Origin of the sequence: Paraburkholderia largidicola, assembly GCF_013426895.1 — a bacterium.
GTDB lineage: Bacteria > Pseudomonadota > Gammaproteobacteria > Burkholderiales > Burkholderiaceae > Paraburkholderia > Paraburkholderia largidicola.
In genome coordinates this window covers 869,905-885,062 of record NZ_AP023174.1, presented here as the reverse complement: position 1 = coordinate 885,062, position 15,158 = coordinate 869,905, and the positions used below count along the sequence as shown (strand labels likewise).

General features: G+C 62.1%; 13 protein-coding genes. 2 read left to right on the top strand and 11 right to left on the bottom strand.

Going from position 1 to position 15,158, the window contains the following annotated elements; genetic code table 11:
- The first annotated feature begins 31 nt into the window (after window positions 1–31).
- Window positions 32–1,369 carry a guanine deaminase gene (gene guaD, locus PPGU16_RS03960; protein ID WP_180721795.1) on the top strand — a complete coding sequence of 446 codons (1,338 nt, stop codon included), beginning with the start codon at window positions 32–34 and terminating at the stop codon, window positions 1,367–1,369.
- Window positions 1,370–2,116: 747 nt separating this feature from the next.
- Here guaD and PPGU16_RS03955 read toward each other — a convergent pair.
- The 5 genes from PPGU16_RS03955 to PPGU16_RS03935 all read right to left on the bottom strand — a co-directional run bounded on the left by PPGU16_RS03955 (window position 2,117) and on the right by PPGU16_RS03935 (window position 9,579).
- The gene (locus PPGU16_RS03955) at window positions 2,117–2,671 is read right to left on the bottom strand and encodes a hypothetical protein (RefSeq protein ID WP_224032804.1); all 555 of its coding nucleotides are present in this window, start codon (window positions 2,669–2,671) and stop codon (window positions 2,117–2,119) included.
- On the bottom strand, window positions 2,658–4,553 hold the full coding sequence (locus PPGU16_RS03950; RefSeq protein WP_180721794.1) for a TIGR02594 family protein: 1,896 nt from the start codon (window positions 4,551–4,553) through the stop codon (window positions 2,658–2,660). Before PPGU16_RS03950 ends, PPGU16_RS03955 begins: the two co-directional genes overlap by 14 nt.
- 45 nt (window positions 4,554–4,598) lie before the next feature.
- Complete coding sequence (locus PPGU16_RS03945; RefSeq protein ID WP_243460569.1) at window positions 4,599–5,141, bottom strand: hypothetical protein; 543 nt, start codon at window positions 5,139–5,141, stop codon at window positions 4,599–4,601.
- A gap of 10 nt (window positions 5,142–5,151) precedes the next feature.
- A complete protein-coding gene (locus tag PPGU16_RS03940; protein ID WP_180721793.1) occupies window positions 5,152–8,034 on the bottom strand; it encodes a type VI secretion system Vgr family protein in 2,883 nt (960 codons plus the stop codon).
- 297 nt (window positions 8,035–8,331) lie between these two features.
- Complete coding sequence (locus tag PPGU16_RS03935) at window positions 8,332–9,579, bottom strand: NAD(P)/FAD-dependent oxidoreductase (protein ID WP_180721792.1); 1,248 nt, start codon at window positions 9,577–9,579, stop codon at window positions 8,332–8,334.
- A 121-nt stretch (window positions 9,580–9,700) separates the two neighbouring features.
- Between PPGU16_RS03935 and PPGU16_RS03930 the strand changes: the two genes are divergently transcribed.
- Window positions 9,701–10,453 (top strand): class I SAM-dependent methyltransferase, encoded by a 753-nt coding sequence (locus PPGU16_RS03930; protein WP_180721791.1) that lies wholly within the window; start codon window positions 9,701–9,703, stop codon window positions 10,451–10,453.
- A gap of 57 nt (window positions 10,454–10,510) precedes the next feature.
- On the opposite strand, the gene PPGU16_RS03925 is transcribed toward PPGU16_RS03930, so the two are convergent.
- The 6 genes from PPGU16_RS03925 to PPGU16_RS03900 all read right to left on the bottom strand — a co-directional run bounded on the left by PPGU16_RS03925 (window position 10,511) and on the right by PPGU16_RS03900 (window position 15,137).
- The gene (locus PPGU16_RS03925) at window positions 10,511–10,942 is read right to left on the bottom strand and encodes an excinuclease ABC subunit A (RefSeq protein WP_180721790.1); all 432 of its coding nucleotides are present in this window, start codon (window positions 10,940–10,942) and stop codon (window positions 10,511–10,513) included.
- Between the two features lie 26 nt (window positions 10,943–10,968).
- A complete protein-coding gene (locus PPGU16_RS03920) occupies window positions 10,969–11,397 on the bottom strand; it encodes a hypothetical protein (RefSeq protein ID WP_180721789.1) in 429 nt (142 codons plus the stop codon).
- Window positions 11,398–11,477: 80 nt separating this feature from the next.
- Complete coding sequence (locus tag PPGU16_RS03915) at window positions 11,478–12,710, bottom strand: beta-ketoacyl-[acyl-carrier-protein] synthase family protein (RefSeq protein ID WP_180721788.1); 1,233 nt, start codon at window positions 12,708–12,710, stop codon at window positions 11,478–11,480.
- Entirely contained in the window at window positions 12,707–13,933 is a 1,227-nt protein-coding gene (locus PPGU16_RS03910; protein WP_180721787.1) for a beta-ketoacyl-ACP synthase, read from the bottom strand. The genes PPGU16_RS03915 and PPGU16_RS03910 overlap by 4 nt, the downstream gene beginning before the upstream one ends.
- Window positions 13,933–14,658, bottom strand: a complete 726-nt coding sequence (locus PPGU16_RS03905; RefSeq protein ID WP_180721786.1) for a 3-ketoacyl-ACP reductase FabG2 — start codon at window positions 14,656–14,658, stop codon at window positions 13,933–13,935. The genes PPGU16_RS03910 and PPGU16_RS03905 overlap by 1 nt, the downstream gene beginning before the upstream one ends.
- On the bottom strand, window positions 14,655–15,137 hold the full coding sequence (locus PPGU16_RS03900) for a hotdog family protein (protein ID WP_180721785.1): 483 nt from the start codon (window positions 15,135–15,137) through the stop codon (window positions 14,655–14,657). Before PPGU16_RS03900 ends, PPGU16_RS03905 begins: the two co-directional genes overlap by 4 nt.
- Window positions 15,138–15,158 lie beyond the last annotated feature (21 nt).

Genomic DNA, 15,158 nt, shown 5'->3' with positions numbered 1-15,158 from the left:
CTTGATCTTATAGTTCGGAGACGGTTTCACCATGACTCAAACAGCTTATCGCGCGCAACTGCTGACGTTCAACGGCGATCCTGCGCAATCGTCCAATGCTGCAGTCTTCAACGAAGACGGCCTTCTGATCGTCGAAGACGGACATGTCGTCGCGGCGGGCGCGTATGCGTCCGTCGCAGCGCAGCTCGCGCCCGCCACGCAGGTGGTCGACATGCGCGACAAGCTGATCGTCCCCGGTTTCATCGATACGCACATTCATTATCCGCAGACGGACATGATCGCGTCGCCCGCGCCGGGACTGTTGCCATGGCTCGACACGTACACCTTCCCGACCGAGCGCGGCTTCAGCGATGCCGCTGTCGCGCAGGACACGGCGCGCTTTTTTATCGATGAGCTACTCGCATGCGGCACGACGACGGCGCTCGTTTACTGCACGGTGCACAAGCAGTCGGCGGATGCTTTGTTTACCGAAGCGCAGCGACGCAATGTGCGGATGATCGGCGGCAAAGTGCTGATGGACCGCAACTGCCCCGAGTTCCTGCGCGACACTGCGCAATCCGGCTACGACGATAGCGCCGAGCTGATCGCACGCTGGCACAACAAGGGACGTCAGATGTACGCGCTGACGCCGCGTTTTGCGCCGACTTCAACGGAAGCTCAGCTCGAAGCGACGGGCGCGCTGGCCAAGCTGCATCCGGACGTGTTCATTCAGAGCCATGTTGCGGAGAATCATGACGAAGTGAAGTGGGTCGCGGGACTCTTTCCGGGGCATCGCAGCTATCTCGACATCTACGATCACTACGGGCTGTTGCGGCCGCGTGCTGTGTATGGGCATTGCATTCATCTCGATGCCGAGGATCGTCGACGCATGGCGGAAACTCGCGCGGTTGCTGCGCATTGCCCGACGTCGAATCTGTTTCTTGGCAGCGGGCTTTTTGATTTCGACAAGGCTGGGGAATCGGGGATGCCTGTGGCGCTGGCGACTGACGTCGGGGGCGGTACGTCGTTCTCGATGCTGCAGACCATGAACGAGGCGCATAAGGTTGCGCGGCTGGGTGGGCATCATCTGACCGCTACGCGGATGTTCTGGCTGGCGACTGCTGGCGCGGCTGAGGCGCTCGATCTTGCCGATCGGGTTGGGACTTTGCAGCCTCGGGCTGAGGCGGATTTTGTGGTGCTCGATCCTAAGGCTACGCCGTTGTTGGCTCGTAGGACTGAGCGTACTGAGACGCTCGAGGAGCTGTTGTTCGCGTTTGCGCTGCTGGGCGATGATCGCGCGGTGTTTGAGACTTATGCGGCTGGGCAGCGCGTGCATCGGCGGGATGATGTCCGGCAACGGGTTGCGGGGAGTGCGCGGATCGCTGCTTGAGGTTTTTTTTCGTCTGCGACGCTGGGGTGGTTTGCTTTTGTTTTCGCTGGCATCCGCGTGATGTCATTGGTTCGCTAGCGTTGCCCCTGTGCGGGGCGGCACCTACTTTTCTTTGCCGCCGCAAAGAAAAGTAGGCAAAAGAAAGCGGCTAACACCGCCAGCACGTGTGCCTATCCACGGCCCCCCAACGTCCCCACCCTTCACACGGCAGCGCCCTGGCTGGTGCTCGTCGCCAACGCTTCGAATGAACGCCTCACCCCCTTCGAATACCCGTACTCGGGCAAGCGGCAGCGAATGGTATGTGCCGCCCAGGTGGCACACTGTGTGTAGGCCCAAGTACTCCACACGCCTCACTACGGACGATACCGCACGCGTCCCGCACTGTAAGAGCGCTACCCTATACGACGCGACAACCTACACACAGTTTGCCACCTGGGCGGCGGTGGACTGTCTGGCGCGGCCTGCTGTCGTGCGGGAGCGTGAAGCGGGTGAGGCGCACTGCAAGAGCGCTGGCAACGAACGTCGGTCACGTGGTTGCCGTGTGAAGTGTAAGAACCTTTGGGGGCCCTCAGGCAAACACAAGCACTGGCGGTGTGAGCCGCTTTCTTTTGCCTACTTTTCTTTGCGGCGGCAAAGAAAAGTAGGTGCCGCCCCGCACAGGGGCAACGCTAGCAAACCAATAACATCACGCGGATGCCAGCAAAAAGCAAAATCAAACCGCGCAGCAAATCTATCCCCGAGAAAAACTCAGGAACACCCCTCCATCGCCACCTGCACCACCCGCAGGGCAACCTTCCCCCCCTCCTTGACAAACGAAACGCCCAACGCCCGTACGCGTTGCCCCGCCACACACTGCCCCTGCGTCAGATCATAGTGAAACATCGACACGCACTGCCCGTCAGGGAAGGAAGACACAACCTTCACCGCATCCGGATGCCGATCCCGCCCAAGGTAATAAAGAAAGCTCACATCATGCGTACTCTTGAAAGCCGAAAAGTACTCAGGATGATCGCCAAGAAACGAAGCCAGCTTGCCCGCACGCGCAGGCCCCGATTTCTCCGTGTTGTTGATATCGGCCACATCCGCGACATTCGACACAATCTTCATGTCGTGCGCCGCGTACTTCGCAAACTCATCGGCCGATGGGTAATGCGCCCAAAAGCCATCATCAAGTGCCTTCACCTCGGCACGCGTGACACACTCACCCGCCTTCGGCGCAGCAGAACCGGCAGCAAAAGCACCCACGCTGCACCCAAGCAGCCCCAAAACCATCACGCGGTTCAGCGTCTTAACGATCTGCATGATCTTTCTTTTTCTTGAATTCGATGTGGAAGGCGTCATTCAATTCTTCGGCTGTCGATGTTTCGAGTACCGCACCCTTCGCAAGTTCAGCCTGCGCAAACTTCAGATAGCTAGCCGGCACAAAAAAGCCCTTCAGTTCAGTCGCTTTCTGCGTGCCGAAGTTGATCGCGTCGCTCTGATTGCCGCCCAGCAAGATCGGGCTGCCCGCCTTCGTCTTCGCATAAACGAACGCGGCGTGGCCGCCCTTGGTGTGCTTGTAGACGGCCACCGCGCCAAACACAGGCTTGTCGATCTTCACGAAGTTCTTGCTGTGCCGGAACGACTGTGAATCCATCGGAGTCGCGGTGATCGGATAACCCGCCTGCATCAGGCACCAGTTCGCAAACGACGCGCACCACGGATTGCCATTCCCCACCAGCGACTTCAGATTGCCACCCACTTCCTTGTGATAGTTGATCGTCTTCGTGATCACGTCTTCCTTCTGACCGTGCCAGAGCTTCGCTTGCTCCAACGCCTTTTCCATCCATGGCGCCTGCGGCGAAACTGCGGGGATCAACGCGAGGGGATGCCCTTGCCCCTGCTTGCTGCGATCGGGCGTGGTCGCCTGTGAGGCACCTTGCAGCCCGGCGGCAGCAGAGGGACCCGAGGCAGGCGCGCTCGCGGCAGATGCCGGTGCATTGCCCGCTGCTGGCCGGGCGGCCAGACCAGGAACAGGTTTTGGAACGGGCGTCGGCGTCAGGACAGCACTCGACACAGCCGTCGTCATCGGTTTCGTCACTGCGGCAGCGGCACCCGAGCCACTCGCATTCGACGTCGCAGCCCCACCCGGCGAAGCAGCATCATGCGCGATCGAAGAAAGGCTCTCATGCGAGCCACTCTGCGCCCCCGTATTCGACGCCCGCACCGCGCTGTCATGCGAGGACGGTGATGGCGCGAGCGCAGCCACTTGCGGCTTCGCTCCATGAATCATCAGGTAATCACCTGCAAAAATGCGGTTGGACTTCAGATGATTGTCCTGCTTCAACTGATCGACGCTCGTCTTGAACTTCGTCGCGATCTTGCTAAGCGAGTCGCCGGAGACGATCTTGTAGCGAAACGGCGTCTTCGCGTCATCGCGCGTCGAGTCCTTCGCGTAGTGCGTCTGCGTCGCCGCCTTGCTGACGAACAGATCGCGAAAGAACACATGCGCCGAGGAGACGGCCTGAGTGGTGATCGAACCGATCTCTTTCAGGCCGTCCTGGGTGTCGTGCATCAGCAGCTGGATCTGTTCGCCCGCCTTGTCGAACGGCAGCAGCGGCAGTTGCCCGAGCAGGTTGGTCTGCATGGTCTGCTGCTTGCCGCCCGACTTCACGACGACCGGTTGATTCGGGATCGGCTGCGCGCCGTTCGACAGCGTGACAGCCGCCGTCTTCACCCATTTCTCGTGACGCGTCTCGGGGCGCGCGTAGTAGCCTTCGCGCTTTTCCATCGCGTTCATCATCGAGTCGAGCTCGCTGTCGTTCATCGAACTGAGCTGGCGGTCGCGCGAAAAACCGGTACGGTCGCAGATCCACTTGATATACGCGTCGGTGTCGTTCTCGCTGCGCGGCGCGTAGATTTCCATCGCCGATGCGATTGTCTCGTTGTTGTACTTGCGGCGCAGCAGCGCTTTTTTCTCGGCGCGCCCCGTGTCGTAGTCAGGGAATATGAAGAACTCGCCGCTCTTCGAATCGCCCACGCCGATCGACGTCGTCACGTACTTCGAAGGCGGCCGCATGTTGCCGGGATTGTTGAATCGCCACGCAATGGTGCCGCCGCTGCGCAACAGAATGTCGCCGTTGTCGGCGACGTATTGGACGGTCAACGTGGTCTTGTCGTGGGTCGCGGAAACGAATCTAGGCATGTCGCACCACAGTCGCAGGCATGAGCAAAATGAACATCGGAACGGTCAACGCAGCGCTTTTGCCGTTTCGGCCAGCGCGCGCTCGACCGTGTAGTTCTGCTGCTCCGTGTATTCGCCGTGGGCCACGGGCGCGAAGTAATACTTCCATTGCACCTCCTCTCCCGTGAACAGGCGATAGGTCTGCGTCGTCACTTGGCCCGGGCTGCCATAACCGTGCGTCGCGTTCTTGTGCGCCGTCACGAGCCATGTGTTGCCGCCCTTCACGACCACCATCGCGTCGGTGATGATGTCGTCGCCGCCGTTGAACGTGCTGAAGTTCAGGTTGTAGTCGTTGAGCTTCGCCTTGTCCTTGACGATGGGAATCATCACCAGCTTGTGGTCGAGGCCTTCCAGATAGAACGAATAGTTGAGGTAGTACAGGCGCGCGTTGTCGGTCAGGACGCCGGCGACCAGCATCAGCTTGCCGTCCTTGACGTCCCAGCGGGTCACGCCGCTTTCGTATTGCTCGGCCCACGCGCCGCTGCTCGCGAGCGTGCTGCCCGCGATCAGCAACGCTGCGGCGATGCTTCGAAGGAAATTTAGCTTCATGCTCTTTGTGTCAGGCTTCGCCCTGGCTCGTCTGAGCAAGGACATTGGATGGAAGAAGTGCGCTCAGATCGTCCTGCGTGAGAAACTGCGACGCCGCCGCGGCGATCGCGTACGGGTTGTCGTCCCCGGCCAGTTCGGGTGTTTCGGGCGGCTCGTCCGGCGGCGCGGATTCGACAGGGTGCGCGTCCCAATCGTCGGAACCGACCTTCAGTGTCAGCGCCTCGGAACCCTCGTGCATCGTGCGCGGCAAGCGGCCGTCACTCGCAATCTGGCCCGACTGCACCACCGCGCCGTTGCCATCGACGATGCTGAACGGCTTGCCGACCCAGCCGATGTCCTCGGCAAGCTGGTCCGAGCCGAAGGTCGCGAAGCGCAGGCTCTGCATGCCCGCCAGTTCGCCCTGGGGCAACGCGGGCAGTGCATAGGCGGTGCTCGCCGGTCCGGCAAATGCGTGCTGCGTGCCTTTAATATCAATGTTGCCCGGCGCATGAATTTCGATGTTGCCGCCCTTGATGCGAATGTACGCACCGCCCGAGGTCAGCAGAATCTCTTCCTTTGCGGCGGCTTCGATCGCGTCCGTCGCCGAGAGTATCTTCACGCTCTTTTGCGCCGTCAGCTCGACGTTGTCCGAATGCGCACGAATCTCGACCTTGCCCTTCGCCGCGAACAGTTTCATCCCCGCGTTCTGCACGAACAGGCTGATGCGCTCGGTCACGCCCGCGAGCAGCGACTTGCCCGCGGCGACGTGCACGCTGTTCCCGGCGACGATGTTCACATGCTGGTCCGCACTCACCTGCGCGGTGGCCTGCGTCGATAGCGCGATGCCCGACGGGCTGCCAAACAACATCACCGGCTCGCTGAACGTATTCGCGCTGCCCGTGCCGCCGCCCGCCGTCAGGCCGCCGCTGCTGGACGCACCCGTCGCGCCCGATTGCGTGGCGTCGGTGAACGACTTGAGCGACGTGTGCGCATCGCGCAGGTTCTCTGCCTGGTGCGTCTCGCTCGCCTGCGACATGGCATCGACCACGCTCTGCGCGTTCACCAGTTGCGAATGCGAGTCCGACACGTCCAGAGGCTGGCTCGCGGCCGACTTCGCGTGTGTCGACACATACAGGCCACGCCCCGCGCGCACCGCGCCCCAGGCATCCGACTTCAGATCGAAACCGCCGCCGAGATAAGCGCCGCGCGAGTTGCCGCTCTGGTCGATCAGATAGCCGAGATGCAACATCGAGTTGGCGCTGCTGCTGTAGAGCTGCACGCGGTTCTGCCCGGTCGCGTCGTCCATCACGAGCTGGTTGTAGCCGCTGCCCTGATATTCCTTCGAGCGATACCCCGAGAACAGTCCGTGCGAATGCCACTGCGGGCGCTTCGCGCCGTTGTACACACGGCCCGTGACGATGGGCCGGTCGCAGTCGCCGCCCACCCAGTCGACGATCACTTCTTCGCCCACACGCGGCACGTGCACGCTGCCGTAGCCGCTGCCCGTGTCGGAGAAGGCGACACGCATCCAGCACGAAGACTGCAGGCCGTCTTCTGCGCGACGATCCCAATGCATGCGCACACGGATGCGATTCAGTTCGTCCGTGTACACCTCTTCGTTGTCCGGCCCGACGACGCTCGCCGTTTGCAGCGACATGGCCGGCTTGTGGTGTTCGAGCGGACTGCGGAACGGCACCGAGCGGCGTTGCGCCTCGATGTCCATGAGCACGAAGCCGACACTGCCGTCCGCATGCGTGACCTCGGCAATGCCTGCCGCGCGCTGCCTCGCCTGCGCCTGCGCAAGCTGGGGCGCGAGACTGTGCGGGAAGGCTTGCTGCTGCGCGGCGACGGGCAGATTGTTCTCGATGAACCACGCGACGTCTATCACCGCGAACTGCCGCTCGGCGCGAACGCTGCCGATGTGCTCCGGGTGTCCGTCCAGTTCGAACCAGTGCCCCGCGTCGATGCGGCGCACGGCACCCACGCCGTGAAAACGCTTGGCGCGCGACTCCCACTCTTCCATGCGTAGGGTCGAGAGCTGATCGCCGCGCGACTGGTCGCCGTAGCTGTAGGCGCCTGTGTATTCGTAGACTTCCGCCTGCGCGGGCAGTGTGCCCTGGCCAGGATGCGTCGGCACCGACGTGCCCTTCGGATTGAACGTCGACGAGGGCTGCTTGTAGTCGAACGTGCGGGTGGTCAGCATCGTGCTCTGCAGCGTGCGTGAGCCGCTCCACTGCACGAGCGCGTCCGTCTCGCTGCTCGTGCCCGCCCGATAAAAGCTCACCGCCTGCGGCTGGAGCGCCTCAAGCGCGCCGATATCGTCGGCGATGACCAGCGTATGAGATTTCCCGTCGCTCGCCTGTTCGAAATAACCGAACAGACCTTCGCTTTCCATCAGGCGATGACAGAAATTCCAGTCGTCCTCATACTGAATGCAGAAAGAACGCGCGGGCAGCGGCTTCGAAAGCGCAAAGCGAAATGCGCCGTGCGCCTGAGGATGTTCGTTAAAGACGTCGACGAGCATTTCTTCGGCCGTTTTATCCTGCCAGATTCGGGCGTCTTTTCGAAATCGCAGGAAATGCAGCCACGATGCAAATGCGATCTGATAGCTCGTCAGTCCACTATCCGAGCCGAGACGGCGCGCGGTATGGATATAACCGTGATGCGGCAGATAAGACTTGTCGGTCTGCTGCAGCCACAGCGTAACAGGCTGGGCAATCAGCTTTTTCAGTTCGACGTCGCCGGACGGCGAGATGGCGTCGACCGTGAATTCGTAATGCCGCCCGAGCCGCGCACGGCCGACCAGCCTTTGCGCCAATAGAACCCCGTCGTACGACGGCGTATCGAGTTTCAGCAGCCGCTCCTGTTGCGACAGCCCTCCACTCAATGCACTGATTATGTCTTGCGCCCCCATACCGCCCCGTTATGCTTTAAATGCGCCATTTCGCGCTCGCGCAATAGTACAGATAAACGGATAGAGTTTGCAATTACAAGGTCAGGGCAAAATGTTAATTCCGCATGCTATTTATTATTAACGCGCTTCAATGCGCTTTGCATAGCGGAAAATTATTCTATATTGCCAATATGACTCGTCATTTTTACAGCGCACCATTCACACGATTGCAATAGAGACATGCGCGGCGAATGGCCGGTCAATGCCATTTCAGCAATTGACCGGTTGGCCATTCAGCGCATGTGATGCAGAGACGCCCTAGTGCTGCGCGCGAATCGCTTCATGGAGGGTATTTAGCCTGCGGACCGGGTCCGCCACATACGGATTGGTTTCGTCCCACGCATAACCGGCCAGCACGGCGCTAATCATCCGGCGGATTCCGGGCGTCTGTTGCGGATAGAAGATGATGTCCTGCAACTCGCCCGTGTACCAGCGTTCGACGAACGCACGGAACGTGTCGATGCCCTTTCTCAGCGGGACATCGTAAGCGCTCTGCCAGTCGACCGTTTCCCCGTCGAATTGGCGCTCCAGCGTCTTGACGGCCAGATGCGCGGAACGCAGCGCAATCGTCACGCCCGACGAAAACACGGGATCGAGAAACTCACCCGCATTCCCGAGCAACGCAAACCCAGGGCCATGCAGCCGCTCGACATTCGCCGAGTACCCGCCAATATGCCGCACAGGCATCAAAAATGGCGCGTTGCCGATCAGGCGGTTCAGCGTCGGCTCGCTCTGGATCAGCGCGCGTAGCTTCGCCTCACGCTCAGCCTCGGGCACATCGAGAAACGCAGCCTCCGCGACACATCCCACCGACGAGCGCCCGTTCGCCAACGGAATCATCCAGTACCACACATCGCGATGCTCGGGATGCACAGCTACCGTGATCTTGTTGCGATCATGCGCATCGACAGGAATCCCGTCGCGCACGTGCGTGAAGATGGCCGCACGCGTCGGCATACGCGTCGGCGCTTCGAGATTCAACAAACGCGGCAGCACGCGACCAAATCCGCTCGCGTCGAGCACGAAACGCGCTTGCACCTGGTAAGCGTTGCCCGCTTCGTCGGATACATCGAGCACGGGCGCATCGCCCGTCTTCATCGCGTTCACCGTGTGGCCGAAGCGCACGTTGGCACCCTGCTGCGCCGCGCAGCGAATCAGCAGATCGTCGAACGTCGCGCGATCGACCTGATACGTCGTGCCCCAGCCAGCCGAATGCTTGTCGCGAAAGTCGTACGCGCACGCGTGGTCACGATAGACAAAATGCGCACCGTTCTTGTACTGAAAGCCCGCTTCGACTACCGCCTGCAACATGCCCGCCTCTTCGAGGTACGCCATGCTCTGCGGCAACAGGCTTTCGCCAATCGAGAAACGCGGAAAATGCTGGCGCTCGAGTACAAGGACGGAACGTCCCGCCTTGCGCAGCAGCGCCGCAGCGACAGCGCCCGACGGTCCCGCTCCGATGATCGCTACGTCCACTGACGTATTCATCGACGAATCCATATTCATTGATCTTCCTTCACATAGCGTATTGCGCGCGCAACGCTTTCCATCCTTACCAGCGATTACAATGTCGCACAATCATCAAGATCAAAAACCATCCAAAGACCATTTCCGACCGGGGAAAAACGTGCAGTCCACCGAATCATCCAGCGTGACGGACAGCGTACCGTTCGTGCCCGAGACAGCCTTCGGCGTCTGGTTCCTGCGTACTTATACCTGGGAACATCACGTGCTGCGCGTCGCGATCAACGACCTCCACCGCCTGATCGATACGCCGCTGCCCGCCGCACCCGTGATCGTCGACGTCGGCTGCGGACAGGGCATTTCGTTCCGGCTGCTCGCGCAAACGTTCAAGCCGCAACGCATCATCGGCATCGATTTTCATGAGCCGTCGCTCGCACTCGCCAAACAGTCCGCTCAAGTGTGCGGCCAGCACGCCGACACGCGCGCAACCGCAATCGACGTGCTGCACGGCGACTGCGCAAACATGCCGCTGCCCGATGCAAGCGCCGACATCGTGTTCTGCCATCAAACCTTTCACCACCTCGTCGAGCAGGAACGCGCGCTCGCCGAGTTTCGCCGTGTGCTGAAGCCGGGCGGCGTGCTGCTGTTCGCTGAATCGACGGATGCTTACATCCGGTCGTGGGTGATCCGCCTGCTGTTCCGTCACCCCATGCACGTGCAAAAAAGCGCGGACGGCTATCTCGACATGATCCGACGCGGTGGCTTCACATTCGGCGCGCACAACGTCTCGCTGCCGTATTTGTGGTGGAGCCGCGCAAAAGACTTCGGCCTGCTCGAACGTCTGCACATCTATACGCCGAAGCCCGGAAAGCGCCGCGAAACGCTCGTCAATGTCGCCGCCGTCAAGACAGATTGATGGTGCCGCGAGGCTGCATCGCAGGTAAGCGCTGCAGCCGCCCCAGGCACAAAGCCGTTACTTCTTCAGCGTCACCACATCGCCCTTCAACGCGACACCAGCAATCACCGCGCCCGCACCGCAGGTGAACTCCGTTGCGCTCTCGCGCACTTCGTTCTTGTAATTGCTCTTGATGTTGATGACGGCATTGCCGCCCTCCTTGCGCGCGCGATCCTGAAGCTCGATCACGGCCGACAGGAAAACGTGCTGGCACGCCGTCTCGTCACTCTTGCCGAATGCGTTGGTCTTCTTGTTCGTCGCGAACTCGCCGTAGCTCTTCACGACCATCGGATGCTTCTGCCCCGCAAAATACAGCGGGATATCGTCGCCGACTTTGCCCGGCTCGCTAGCGAGCGCATTGGCAACAGGATAGGTCTCGACACTGTCGCGGGCGAACGCGTGCGAGGCAAGGCATGCGAAGACAGCTGCGCAAATCAGGTGACGCTTCATGGTGATTCCCCTCGTGGTTGGCGTTGTTATTGCGTTTCGAGCGTCACGACATCGCCGCGCACGGCGAGTGTCGATCCATTCAGGCTGGCACCGCAAGTGAACTCGGTCGAAGAAGCCGATTCGTTATGCTGAAAGCGCGTCCTGATGTCGACGACGGCGTTCGCGTGCTGCGCGCGCGCATAGTCGCGCAATTCCTGCACTGCCTTCTCCAGCGCGATACTGCAGTTGGCCTCCGGGCTGTTTTCCACCTTGCGCAGCACGCGTACGGCGAATTCCTTGTTGCCGTACGACTGCTTGACGGGCGCATGCGTCTGCTCGCCGAAGTAGAGCGCAACATCTTGCCCGTTCTGCGTCTTGACTGCCGCCGGCATCGGCAGCGATTTGATCTTGGTCGTGCAACCGGCCTGCGTCAGGACAACAGCGGCCACCAGCCCCAGTGCGATTTTCGTTTTCATTGTGTCGACTTCCCTTTTTCGTCGTTTATTTTGCGTACTGCTACTGCTGTTTACCTGTGATTGAGCCCGACAGGCGGCGGTCACATCCTTGCAAACATCAGGCTCGCGCAACTGCCACCAAAGCCGAACGACACCGACAACGCGCTATCGATGTGCGCTTCGCGCGTCGCCTGCACGAGCGGCATCGACTGCGCGAGCGGTTCGAGATGCTCGATGCCCGTGGTCCCCGCGATAAAAGCGTCGCGCATCATCAGCAGCGTGTAGATCGCTTCGTGCGCGCCGCATGCGCCGAGCGGATGCCCCGTCAAACCCTTCGTCGATGAAAACGGCGGCATGTCGCTGCCGAACACGGCTTGCAACGCACGCAGTTCTTCGATATCGCCAAGCGGCGTCGACGGCGCATGCGCGTTCACGTAGTCCGGGCGCGTGCCTGCATCGTCCAGCGCTGCCTGCATCGCGCGCGCGATGCCCTGCGCGTGCGGCGTCACCATGCCCGCGCCGTCGGTGCTATGGCCAAAGCCCGTCAGCTCCGCATAAATGCGCGCGCCGCGCTCAAGCGCATGGTCGAGCGCTTCGAGCACGAGCACGCCGCCGCCCGACGCGATCACGAAGCCGTCGCGCGCGGTATCGTACGGACGCGAGGCGCGCGCGGGCGTGTCGTTGAAATGGCGCGACAATGCATGCATCGCGTCGAACATCAGCGTCATGTTGTCGTGCAGGCATTCGCTGCCGCCCGCGAGCACGACCTGTTGACGCCCGGTCTGAATCAGCTGCATTGCCTGGCCGATTGCGAGCGCCGACGTCGTGCAAGCCGACGACGGCGAATACGTGACGCCCTCGATGCCGAACACCTGCGCAACATTCGCCGACGCCGTGCTGCTCATCGCCTGCGGCACCGTATAAGGCGGCGTTTTCTCGACGCCGCGCACATTCGCTACCGTCATTGCGTCGTCGTACGCCGACATCGTGCCCACGCCCGAGCCGATCACGGCGCCGACATCAGGCGCGCGCAGCGACGCGAGATCGAGGCCCGCATCGTCGATCGCCTTGCGCGCCGCGTGACAGGCGAAGCGCGCGGTGTCGCCCATGAAGCGTTCGAGCTTGCGTTCGAACGGCGGCTCGCCCGCCACCGACGCCACGCCCGCCACCTGCGTGCCGAATCCGCGCTTGCGCCACGCATCGACACGCGTGATGCCGCTACGCCCTTCGCGCAACGCGGCGCTCACGTCGTCGAGCGTATTGCCGATGCACGACACGATGCCCATGCCCGTGACGACGACACGCTGCAAGCCTTGCGAACGGCTACGGCTCATCGAACGCGCCCGAAAATCAGCGACGTATTGATGCCGCCGAACGCGAAGTTGTTGCTCATCACATAGTCGGCGTCGATGCTGCGTGCTTCGCCCATGATGTAATCGAGCGACGCGCAAGCAGGATCGACTTCGGTGAGATTGAGCGTCGGCGCGTACCAGTTGCGCTTCATCATCTCGATGGTCCACCACGCTTCGAGCGCGCCGCATGCGCCGAGCGTATGGCCGACGTAGCTCTTCAGCGATGAAATCGGCATGCGCTCGCCGAAGGTTTGCGCCGTCGCCTGGCTTTCCGCGATGTCGCCGCGATCCGTCGACGTGCCGTGCGCGTTCACATACGCAATCGCGCTCGGGTCGAGCTTCGCGTCTTCCAGCGCGAGCTGCATCGCTCGCGCCATCGTGGCGGCCGTCGGCTGCGTCATGTGCGCGCCGTCCGAATTGCAGCCGAAGCCGACGATCTCCGCATGAATCGTCGCGCCACGCGCCTTCGCATGTTCGTATTCTTCGAGCACGAGGGTGGCCGCGCCCTCGCCCACCACCAGACCGTCGCGCTTCGCGTCGAACGGACGCGGCGTCAGATGCGGCTCGTCGTTGCGCGTGCTGGTCGCGTACAGCGTGTCGAACACGGCGACAGCGGGCCCCGACAGCTCTTCCCCGCCGCCCGCGAGCATCAGCGTCTGCTTGCCTGTCGCGATCGCTTCATAGGCATAGCCGATCGCCTGGCTGCCCGACGCGCACGCCGACGAGGTCGGCACGATGCGCCCTTTCAGGTCCCAGAACAGGCTTACGTTGACGGCCGTCGTGTGCGGCATCATCTGCACGTAGCTGTTCGACGTGACATTGGCCATCGAACCCGTTTCGAGCATCGTGCCGAATGCGCGGATCGGTTCGACGGAACCCGACGACGAACCATACGCGACGCCCATACGGCCGTCCTTGATCGATTCATCGTTGGCGAGGCCTGCGTCGGCGAGCGCCAGTTCGCTCGCGCGCACCGCGTACATCGACACTGCGCCCATCGAACGCGTCTTCTTGCGCGGCCAGTCGGCGGGTTGATCGAACCCGGGCAGCGGCGCTGCGAGGCGCGTATGCAGCGACTCGAAGTAGTCCCACTCCGGCATGCGCCGTATCGCGTTGCGGCCCGCTTTCAACGCGGCTTCGATTTCGTCCCAGCGGCTGCCCAGCGCCGTGACGCCGCCCATGCCCGTAATGACGACGCGCTTCATCAGATCATCCCGCCATTGACGCCGATCACCTGGCGCGTCACGTACGAGGCCGCATCCGACATCAGGAAGCTGACCACCGCCGCGACTTCTGCCGGTTGACCGACACGGTTCATCGGCACGGTCTTCAATGCGTGTTCGAGCGGCATGTCGTCGAGCATGCCCGTTTCGATCAGGCCAGGCGCCACGCAGTTGACCGTGATGTTGCGCGACGCGAGTTCGACGGCGAGCGCCTTCGTCGCGCCGATCAGCCCCGCCTTTGCCGCGCTGTAGTTGACCTGCCCGCGGTTGCCGATCACGCCCGACACCGACGCGATCGTCACGATGCGGCCGCCCTTCTTCGCGCGGACCATCGGCATCGTCAGCGGATGCACCACGTTATAGAACGCGTCGAGACCCGTTTCGATCACGACGTCCCAGTCTTCGTCGGTGAGCGCGGGAAAGGCTGCGTCGCGCGTCACGCCCGCGCTGCATACGATGCCGTAATACGGGCCGTGCGCAGCGACATCCGCTTCGAGCACTTCGCGGCACACGGCGCGCTCGCGCACGTCGAACTGCAGCACGCGCGCCGAGCCGCCTTGCGCGGCGATGCCCGCCGTGACGGCCTCGGCTTCCGTGCGGCCCGTGCGGCAATGCACGGACACCGCAAAACCGTCCGCAGCCAGTTGATATGCAATCGCGCGGCCGATGCCGCGGCTGGCGCCCGTAACCAGTACTCGCCGGCTCATGAACTGATACTCCCTTCGATGAACGTCTGAAAATCGCCCGGTTGATAGACCTTGATGACGGCGTCCGCATAACGCGCGCCGTCGTGATCGATCGTGCATTCGTAGGCGCTGTGGCCGGCGTCGCTGCGCAGCACTTCCTGCACGCTGATCGTCAGCCGCGCGTCGCGCACAAACGCGCTCACGTGTGCCTTGTAGCTGCGCGTGCCGAGCAGCACGCCAGGACGCGCGCGACCACCTGCGCGCATCGCGAGCAGCGCGACATGCGCGGCCACGCCCTGCGCCATCAGTTCGATGCCGATCCACGCGGGCATCGCGCCGTTTTCGTCCGCATACCATGCGTCGCCGCGCACGGCTGCGTAGGCAGTCAACGCTTCGTCGCCGCATGCGCTCACGCCGTCGACGAGCAGCATCGTGCCGCGATGCGGCAGAATCGTGTCGATGGGCGGGAACACTTCGTTGGTCTCAGGTGTGGCCGTCATGTCGTTATGTTTATTGCTTCG

Bases quoted from the DNA above. Each gene is read 5' to 3' on its own strand.
- guaD (WP_180721795.1), top strand. From the start codon at position 32: ATGACTCAAACAGCTTATCGCGCGCAACTGCTGACGTTCAACGGCGAT.
- PPGU16_RS03955 (WP_224032804.1), bottom strand. From the start codon at position 2,671: ATGCAGATCGTTAAGACGCTGAACCGCGTGATGGTTTTGGGGCTGCTT.
- PPGU16_RS03950 (WP_180721794.1), bottom strand. From the start codon at position 4,553: ATGCCTAGATTCGTTTCCGCGACCCACGACAAGACCACGTTGACCGTC.
- PPGU16_RS03945 (WP_243460569.1), bottom strand. From the start codon at position 5,141: ATGAAGCTAAATTTCCTTCGAAGCATCGCCGCAGCGTTGCTGATCGCG.
- PPGU16_RS03940 (WP_180721793.1), bottom strand. From the start codon at position 8,034: ATGGGGGCGCAAGACATAATCAGTGCATTGAGTGGAGGGCTGTCGCAA.
- PPGU16_RS03935 (WP_180721792.1), bottom strand. From the start codon at position 9,579: ATGAATATGGATTCGTCGATGAATACGTCAGTGGACGTAGCGATCATC.
- PPGU16_RS03925 (WP_180721790.1), bottom strand. From the start codon at position 10,942: ATGAAGCGTCACCTGATTTGCGCAGCTGTCTTCGCATGCCTTGCCTCG.
- PPGU16_RS03920 (WP_180721789.1), bottom strand. From the start codon at position 11,397: ATGAAAACGAAAATCGCACTGGGGCTGGTGGCCGCTGTTGTCCTGACG.
- PPGU16_RS03915 (WP_180721788.1), bottom strand. From the start codon at position 12,710: ATGAGCCGTAGCCGTTCGCAAGGCTTGCAGCGTGTCGTCGTCACGGGC.
- PPGU16_RS03910 (WP_180721787.1), bottom strand. From the start codon at position 13,933: ATGAAGCGCGTCGTCATTACGGGCATGGGCGGCGTCACGGCGCTGGGC.
- PPGU16_RS03905 (WP_180721786.1), bottom strand. From the start codon at position 14,658: ATGAGCCGGCGAGTACTGGTTACGGGCGCCAGCCGCGGCATCGGCCGC.
- PPGU16_RS03900 (WP_180721785.1), bottom strand. From the start codon at position 15,137: ATGACGGCCACACCTGAGACCAACGAAGTGTTCCCGCCCATCGACACG.